We start from the raw sequence: 7,339 nt of genomic DNA, 5'->3' as shown, positions 1-7,339 counted from the left end.
AAGACCAACGCGATCGTGCCCTGGCACAAGACCGGCTACGTGTTCATCAAGCGCGAGAGCCAGGACGCCGTCGCCTGGGTCTCCCTCGGCGGCGTCACCTCCCCGGTCACCACCGCCAACCGGTGAGCACGGCACGCGGCCGGCCGTGGAACGCGCGCCGCGGGCGCCGTTCCTTAACGGATCGCTAACCCTGCGGCGCCACTCTGTCGGACGACGGAGTGCCCCAACGATGCCGCGAGCTCGCCACGTGACGCCGGTCCCGCTTCTCGCGGTCGTCCTCGTGGCCGCTGCCTGCGGCACCGCGCGGGCCGCGAGCGAGACCGAACTCCGCCACGCCGCATGGCGCGACTGCGTCGGCCGCAACTTCCGGATCCAGGCCGCGCTGACCGACCGGGATCTGGCCGCCGACGCCGCCTTCCGGGCCTGCCGCACGGCCGAGGACGCCTATCTCGCGACGCTCGCGGCCTCGCCGCTCCTCGACGGCGACGACGTCCTTCGCGCGCGGCCGCTCCTGGCCGGCCGGATCCGGGCCTGGCTCATCGGCGATCGCGGCTGATCGCGGCCGCGGCCCGGAGCGGCGAGCGACATTCCCAAGCGCCGCGGGGGCGAGCCCCTCGGTGACGCGAGACCGTCAGGACGCGACGCTTCCGCCTATGGCTTCAGACGCGCCTTGATCCGCCGGGTCAGCCCGTCGCGGACGTCGCGGTAGGCGTCGAGGCGCTGCTCGCGGGACGCATCCTGCAGCAGCGTCGGGTCGGGCGTCGGCCAGTACTCGACATCGGCCGCGAGCGTGTGCGTCAGGTCCAGCGCGCGGTGGTGCGCCTCCGGCGCGAGGGTGATGATCAGGTCGAAGTTCAGACCCTCCCAGTCCTCCAACTCCTCGATGGTCCGCGGGCGGTGCCGGCTCGCGTCGATCCCGACCTCGTCGAGGGCCGCGACCATGAACGGGTCGGTGGGCTCGCCCGAGCGGACCCCGGCCGACTGCACGTAGGTCGACTTGCCGAAATAGGCGCGCGCGATCGCCTCCGCCGCCACGGAGCGCACGGCGTTGTAGTTGCACATGAACAGGACGGACTGCACCCGCCGCTTCTTCGGAGAAGCGTCGGGAGGAGGCTCGGGAGCGGGCTCAGCCATTCGCCGGTCGGCGCGGAGGGCGCCTAGCCCTTCCAGTGCAGCGCGAAGATCAGGGTGAACAGGCGGCGCGCCGTGTCGTGGTCGAGGTCGACCTTGCCCTCGAGCCGCTGCTTGAGCGTGTCTGAGGCCTCGTTGTGCAGGCCCCGCCGGCCCATGTCGATCGCCTCGATCTGCGACGGGGAGGCCGTGCGGATCGCGTTGTAGTAGCTCTCGCAGATCATCTCATAGTCGCGGATCACCCGCCGGAACGGCGTGAGCGACAGGAGGTGCGTCATCACCGGCTCGCCGTCCACCGTGGTGATGGCGAAGGACAGCTTGTTCTCGACGAGGCCGAGCGTGAGCGTGTAGGGACCCTCCCGCCCGGGGATCGTGAAGGAGTTGTCCTCCAGGATGTCGAACAGGGCGATCGCGCGCTCGTGCTCCTGATCCGGATTGCCGCGGGCGATGGACGCCTCGTCCAGGCTCACCTTCGCGAGGCGGTTCGGCCCGCGCTGCTTCTCCGCCATCCCCAAAACCTCACAGGTTCAACCGGATCGCGACGGAGCGGGCGTGCCCCTCCAGGCCCTCGGACCGGCCGAGGTTTATCGCTGCCGGGCCGAGCGCCCGCAAGCTCTCCGGCGTGCAGGCGAGGATCGTCGTCCGCTTCATGAAGTCGAGCACGCCCAGCCCGGACGAGAACCGGGCGGAGCGGGCGGTCGGCAGGACGTGGTTGGGACCGCCGACATAGTCGCCGATCGCTTCCGGGGTGTGCGAGCCGAGGAAGATCGCGCCGGCATTGCGCACCTTGGCGGCGAGCGCCTCCGCGTCCTGCGTCTCGATCTCCAGATGTTCGGGGGCGAGGCGGTCGACCAGCGGCACGGCCTCGTCGAAGGTGCGGACCCGGATGACGGCGCCGTAGTCGCGCCAGCTCGCCCGGGCGATCTCCCGGCGGGGCAGTGTGGTCAGCGCGCGCTCGACCGCCTCCTCGACGGCGCCGGCGAGTTCGGCGCTGTCAGTGATCAGGATGGCCTGGGCGGCCACGTCGTGCTCGGCCTGGGCCAGCAGGTCGGCGGCGATCCAGTCGGGGTTGGCGTGGCCGTCCGCCAGGATCAGCACCTCGGAGGGGCCGGCGATCATGTCGATCCCGACCTGGCCGAAGACCCGGCGCTTGGCCGCCGCCACCCAGGCATTCCCGGGCCCGACGACCTTGGCCACGGGGGCGATCGTGGCGGTCCCGTAGGCGAGGGCCGCGACCGCCTGGGCACCGCCCACCCGGTAGACCTCGTGGACGCCGGAAAGCTGCGCGGCGGCCAGGACCAGCGGGTTCATCTGACCGTCCGGGGTGGGCACCACCATGACGAGGCGCGGCACGCCGGCGACGCGGGCGGGCAGCGCGTTCATCAGCACCGAGGAGGGGTAGCTCGCGGTGCCGCCCGGGACGTAGAGCCCGACCGATTCCAGGGCCGTCCAGCGCCAGCCGGCCGTGACGCCGAGGGCGTCGGTGGCCCGGTGATCCGCGGGCCTCTGGGCCCGGTGGAAGCTCTCGATCCGCTCGGCGGCGAGGCGCAGGGCCTCCAGCGAATCCGGCGGGCATGCCGCGACGGCGGATGCGATCTCTCCGTCCGTGACCCGCAGGTTCGCCGCGGAGAAGTCGGCGCCCAGCCTGTCGAAGCGCCGGGTGAAATCGACCAGCGCGTCGTCACCGCGGGCGACGACGTCGGCGATAATGCCGCGCACCGCCTCGTCCACGTCCTCGGCGATCTCGCGCTTCACCGTCAGGAGGCGCGCGAAGGCGGCGGCAAAATTCGGATCGCTGCTGTCGAGCCGGACCATCGGGAAGCCTTCTGTCTCGCGTCAGGCCGCCGAGCCGGCGGCCGTATCGGTGTCGATGTCGTGCCCGGGACGGTTCGCCGATTCCCAGACCGGGCCGAGATCCTTCATCCGGACCTCGATGCACTCGACCTCCAGCCGCAGGGCCGCGCCGCCGGAGAAGACGAGGTCGATGTGCCCGGAGGGCGCGTCCGTCGGCTCGAAGGTGAGGGCGAGGAGGCTCATGGGCGTGGCGTCGTCCGGCGTGAGGCCACGGCTCTTCACGCCCAGCACGCGCTCGACATGCAGGCCGGCAAGGCGCCGGCGCGGCGGGGCGTTCGGCGTCCAGTCGAAGCGGCGCGCGGCCATGAGGAAGCGGTGCTCGCCGGCGAGGTAGGTCAGGTCCTGCGGCCGCAGGATCGCGTCCTGCAGATGGGCCGAGATCACGGTCAGGTCCTCGGTGTCGAGGGCGGCGAGCCTGAGCAGCTCCATGCAGAGGGTCCTCGGGGAATACGGGGCGCGGGTCGGGCGGCGAGGGCCGGCCCGCGGCACGGCGTAGGTAGCGGCGGAGCCCCGTTCGGGCAACGGCTGGTCTGGGGATCGCGATCCCGAGCCGGTACAGGCTCGGCCCAGCGTCGCCGTCTAGATGCGTCGGCGGACGAGCCGGGGCAGGGTCTCACATGGCCGCATTCACCGAGCGCGCGGTTATGGCGCTGCTGGCCATCGGGCTGCAGGCGGCCGGATCCGCCGTCGCGCAGGTCGGCCCGGACGCGCGGCCCTACCTCTACGGCCGCCCGGCGCCGGACCGGGATGTCTACGCACCGCCGCCGCTCGGCGGGCGGCCGCCGCCTCCGCCCGCGGATGACGGGTACGGCTGGCGTCCGCCCCCGCCGCCGGGTGACGATGCGTACGACGGGCGCGCCCCGCGCTGGCGCGGCGAGTTCGGGCGCCGGTGGGACGACAGTGTCTGCGTGACGGCCCGCGGCACGTGCATGGTGCGCCCGGCGCCCCCCAACGCGCCCTGCGGCTGCGAGATTCCCGGCTTCGGTTACGAGCGCGGGCAGATCGAGGACTGAGCCTCGGGTGCCGCCGCGCCGGCCGGTTCGGACCGAGCGCTGCCGCTCAGGCCCGGACGCGCTCGATCTGCGCGCCGCAGCGGCCGAGCTTGGCCTCCAGCGCCTCGAAGCCGCGGTCGAGATGGTAGACCCGGTTGATCTGGGTCTCGCCCTCGGCGGCGAGGCCGGCGATGACGAGGGAGACCGAGGCGCGCAGGTCGGTCGCCATCACGGGGGCGCCCTTCAGCCGGTCCACGCCCTCGACGATGGCGAGGTCGCCCTCCAGGCGGATCTTCGCGCCGAGGCGCGCCAGCTCCTGCACGTGCATGAACCGGTTCTCGAAGATGGTCTCGCGGATGTGCGACTGGCCCTTGGCCAGCGTCATCAGCGCCATGAACTGCGCCTGGAGATCCGTGGGGAAGCCCGGGAACGGGTCGGTGGTGACGTCGACCGCCGCGATGCCGGCGCCGTTGCGGCGGACGCGGATCCCGCCCTCGACCTGGGTGATCTCCGCGCCCGTGGTCGACAGGACGTCGAGGGCGGAGTGCAGCAGGTCGGCCCGCGTATCCTTGAGCACGACGTCGCCGCCGGCCATGGCCACCGCCATCGCGTAGGTGCCGGTCTCGATCCGGTCGGGCAGGACCTCGTGGCGGGCGCCGTTCAGGCGGGCCACGCCCTCGATCTCGATCCGCGGCGTGCCGGCGCCGCGGATCTTGGCGCCCATCTTGTTCAGGCACTCCGCGAGGTCGACCACTTCCGGCTCGCGGGCGGCGTTCTCGATCACCGTGGTCCCGTACGCCAGGGCGGCGGCCATCAGCGCCACGTGCGTGCCGCCCACCGTCACCTTCGGGAAGGCGATCTCGGCGCCGCGCAGGCCGTTCTTGGTCTTGGCGACGACGTAGCCGGCGTCGATCTCGATCGCGGCCCCGAGCTTCTCCAGGGCCATGATCAGCAGGTCGACCGGCCGGGTGCCGATGGCGCAGCCGCCGGGCAGCGACACCTTGGCCTCGCCGAACCGGGCGAGCAGCGGCGCGACCACCCAGAAGCTCGCCCGCATGGTCGAGACCAGCTCGTAGGGCGCCGTGGTGTCGATGACGTTCGAGGCGGTGAGCCGGATCGTCTGGCCCGTCTCGGTGGTCTGACCGGGGCGCTTGCCCACGACCATGTGGTCCACGCCGTGGTTGCCGAGGATCCGCGTCAGTGCGGCGATGTCGGCGAGCCGCGGCACGTTGATCAACTCCAGCGTCTCGCCGGTGAGCAGGCTCGCGATCATCAGCGGCAGCGCCGCGTTCTTGGCGCCCGAGATCGGGATCACGCCGTTGAGCGGCGCGCCGCCGGTGATGTGGATGCGGTCCATCGTATGTCCTCGGGCGGCGCACCCGCGAGGGCGCGCGGCCGGCCGTGCTGATCGCGGGCGCGGCAGCGCCCAGGCTTGGCCGTGCCCTATAGACCGGATTTGTCGGAATCAGGACTGCTTCCGTCGGATTCGCGCGTGCAGGACTGGTCCGCGCCCGAGGACGGGCTCGCCTCGGCCCGTCCGCGACCCTGCGCCTTGCGGCGGCGCAGGTTCTGGCGCAGCGCGGCCTTGAGGCGCTCCGCGCGCTCGTCCTTCGGGCCCGTCACGGCGCGACCCTTGGTCGCCGCAAGGTCGGGGCGGGGCGGTCACCGCCGGATGAGCCGTCAGCGGATGGAGACATGAGCTGTTACAGGGGGCGGGAGCCGAGTTCGGGGTGGGAAGATCCTGCCGGACGCTAGCGGGTTAACGCGGGCCTCTCAACGGATGCAACGCTGCGATGTCGGAACCTTACCTTGAACCAGTTCCAGATCCGCGCGTATCTTGCGGCCCTCACGCGAAGGACTGGACCGAGGCCGGACCTCGATCGCGGGCCTGAGACGCCGCTCATCGCGCGGTGTCGCCCGCTCGGCCGAACACGCGAAGGACGCTCGATGATCGTCACCCGGATGCCCAGCACGATGCTCGCCCAAGCGGGATCGACGCGCGCCGGATCCGGCTACGAGCGCTACTTCCGGGGCGCGCTGGACCAGTTGCACGGGGAGCGTCGGTACCGGGTGTTCGCCGACATCGAGCGGATCTCGGGGCGTTTCCCGACCGCCAAGTGGCGCCAGCCGGACGGCAAGACCACCGAGATCACCGTCTGGTGCTCCAACGACTACCTCGGCATGGGCCAGCACAAGGAAGTGGTCGCCGCGATGACGGAGACCGCCGCGCGCTGCGGCGTCGGCGCCGGCGGCACCCGCAACATCGCCGGCAACACCTCGCCGCTGGTCGACCTGGAGCGCGAGCTCGCCGATCTGCACGGCAAGGAGGCCGGCCTCGTCTTCACCTCCGGCTACGTCTCCAACCAAGCCGGCATCTCGACCATCGCCAAGCTGATCCCCGACTGCCTGATCCTGTCGGACGCCTTCAACCACAACTCGATGATCGAGGGCGTGCGTCATTCCGGCTGCGCCAAGACGATCTTTCGCCACAACGACCTCGCCCACCTCGAGGAGCTGCTGCGGCAGGCCGGCGACCGGCCCAAGCTGATCGTGTTCGAGTCGGTCTACTCGATGGACGGCGATGTCGCGCCGATCGGCGCGATCTGCGATCTGGCCGAGCGCTACGGCGCGATGACCTACCTGGACGAGGTCCACGCCGTCGGCCTCTACGGCCCGCGCGGCGGCGGCATCGCCGAGCGCGACGGCGTCATGCACCGGGTCGACGTGATCGAGGGGACCCTGGCCAAGGGCTTCGGCTGCGTGGGCGGCTACATCACCGCCTCGGCGGCGATCTGCGACGCGGTGCGCAGCTTCGCGCCGGGCTTCATCTTCACGACGGCGCTCCCGCCGGCGGTGGCGGCGGCGGCGCGGGCCTCGGTGCGCTACCTGAAGCGCTCGAGCGCGGAGCGCGAGGCGCACCAGCGCCAGGCGGCGGCCACGAAGGCGGCGCTGAGCGCGGCGGGTCTTCCGGTCCTGGAGACCGAGACGCACATCGTGCCGGTGATGGTGGGCGATGCCGAGCTGTGCAAGGCGGCGGCGGACCATCTTCTGGAGCACCACGCGATCTACATTCAGCCGATCAACTACCCGACCGTGCCGCGCGGGACCGAGCGGCTGCGGATCACGCCGTCGCCGTTTCACGACGCGGCGCATATCGAGCGGCTCGCCGCGGCTCTCGGCGAGACCTGGCAAGCCCTGGACCTGCCCCGCGCCGGTACCGTCTTCGTCGAGGCCGCCGAGTAGGATCCGCGCCGCCTTCCGGCGACAGGCTGTGCTGCGGGCGCCCGTCTCTGCGAGCAGGGCGAAGCAACCCAGGGATGCCACATCCGCCGACGGCCCGATGCCCTGGATTGCTTCGCTCC

General features: G+C 71.9%; 9 protein-coding genes and 1 pseudogene. 4 read left to right on the top strand and 6 right to left on the bottom strand.

All coding sequences use genetic code 11. The features are described from left to right. Positions 1-126, top strand: a pseudogene (locus tag ACLBXO_RS29290) (transglutaminase-like cysteine peptidase); the annotation flags it as partial. A gap of 103 nt (positions 127-229) precedes the next feature. Then, a complete protein-coding gene (locus tag ACLBXO_RS29285; protein WP_447687603.1) occupies positions 230-556 on the top strand; it encodes a hypothetical protein in 327 nt (108 codons plus the stop codon). Between the two features lie 95 nt (positions 557-651). On the opposite strand, the gene ACLBXO_RS29280 is transcribed toward ACLBXO_RS29285, so the two are convergent. Genes ACLBXO_RS29280 through ACLBXO_RS29265 form a run of 4 tightly spaced genes read right to left on the bottom strand, consistent with a single transcriptional unit; the run spans position 652 to position 3,414 of the window. Beyond that, positions 652-1,134 (bottom strand): arsenate-mycothiol transferase ArsC, encoded by a 483-nt coding sequence (locus ACLBXO_RS29280; protein WP_331316920.1) that lies wholly within the window; start codon positions 1,132-1,134, stop codon positions 652-654. Positions 1,135-1,157: 23 nt separating this feature from the next. Continuing rightward, positions 1,158-1,640 carry a UPF0262 family protein gene (locus tag ACLBXO_RS29275; protein WP_331316921.1) on the bottom strand — a complete coding sequence of 161 codons (483 nt, stop codon included), beginning with the start codon at positions 1,638-1,640 and terminating at the stop codon, positions 1,158-1,160. A gap of 10 nt (positions 1,641-1,650) precedes the next feature. After that, positions 1,651-2,946 (bottom strand): histidinol dehydrogenase, encoded by a 1,296-nt coding sequence (gene hisD, locus ACLBXO_RS29270; RefSeq protein WP_331316922.1) that lies wholly within the window; start codon positions 2,944-2,946, stop codon positions 1,651-1,653. Between the two features lie 21 nt (positions 2,947-2,967). Beyond that, positions 2,968-3,414 carry a DUF2948 family protein gene (locus ACLBXO_RS29265; RefSeq protein ID WP_447687602.1) on the bottom strand — a complete coding sequence of 149 codons (447 nt, stop codon included), beginning with the start codon at positions 3,412-3,414 and terminating at the stop codon, positions 2,968-2,970. Between the two features lie 188 nt (positions 3,415-3,602). On the opposite strand from ACLBXO_RS29265, the gene ACLBXO_RS29260 reads away from it, so the two are divergent. Next, positions 3,603-3,998, top strand: a complete 396-nt coding sequence (locus ACLBXO_RS29260; protein ID WP_447687601.1) for a hypothetical protein — start codon at positions 3,603-3,605, stop codon at positions 3,996-3,998. A gap of 46 nt (positions 3,999-4,044) precedes the next feature. Here the strand turns inward: ACLBXO_RS29260 and murA are convergent, their stop codons facing one another. Next, positions 4,045-5,334: a UDP-N-acetylglucosamine 1-carboxyvinyltransferase gene (gene murA, locus ACLBXO_RS29255; protein WP_331293619.1), complete on the bottom strand. Its 1,290-nt coding sequence runs from the start codon at positions 5,332-5,334 to the stop codon at positions 4,045-4,047. Positions 5,335-5,420: 86 nt separating this feature from the next. Then, entirely contained in the window at positions 5,421-5,600 is a 180-nt protein-coding gene (locus tag ACLBXO_RS29250) for a hypothetical protein (protein WP_447687600.1), read from the bottom strand. Positions 5,601-5,951: 351 nt separating this feature from the next. Here ACLBXO_RS29250 and hemA point away from each other — a divergent pair, with 351 nt between their 5' ends. Next, positions 5,952-7,220 (top strand): 5-aminolevulinate synthase, encoded by a 1,269-nt coding sequence (gene hemA / locus ACLBXO_RS29245; protein WP_026604818.1) that lies wholly within the window; start codon positions 5,952-5,954, stop codon positions 7,218-7,220. Positions 7,221-7,339: the final 119 nt, after the last annotated feature.

The organism is Methylobacterium sp. C33D (assembly GCF_053345825.1).
Note: the sequence above shows the minus strand (reverse complement) of the source record. Positions and strands in the feature narration are given on the sequence as shown.

Coding starts and splice junctions, on each gene's coding strand:
- ACLBXO_RS29285 (WP_447687603.1), top strand. CDS start 230: ATGCCGCGAGCTCGCCACGTGACGCCGGTCCCGCTTCTCGCGGTCGTC.
- ACLBXO_RS29280 (WP_331316920.1), bottom strand. CDS start 1,134: ATGGCTGAGCCCGCTCCCGAGCCTCCTCCCGACGCTTCTCCGAAGAAG.
- ACLBXO_RS29275 (WP_331316921.1), bottom strand. CDS start 1,640: ATGGCGGAGAAGCAGCGCGGGCCGAACCGCCTCGCGAAGGTGAGCCTG.
- hisD (WP_331316922.1), bottom strand. CDS start 2,946: ATGGTCCGGCTCGACAGCAGCGATCCGAATTTTGCCGCCGCCTTCGCG.
- ACLBXO_RS29265 (WP_447687602.1), bottom strand. CDS start 3,414: ATGGAGCTGCTCAGGCTCGCCGCCCTCGACACCGAGGACCTGACCGTG.
- ACLBXO_RS29260 (WP_447687601.1), top strand. CDS start 3,603: ATGGCCGCATTCACCGAGCGCGCGGTTATGGCGCTGCTGGCCATCGGG.
- murA (WP_331293619.1), bottom strand. CDS start 5,334: ATGGACCGCATCCACATCACCGGCGGCGCGCCGCTCAACGGCGTGATC.
- hemA (WP_026604818.1), top strand. CDS start 5,952: ATGCTCGCCCAAGCGGGATCGACGCGCGCCGGATCCGGCTACGAGCGC.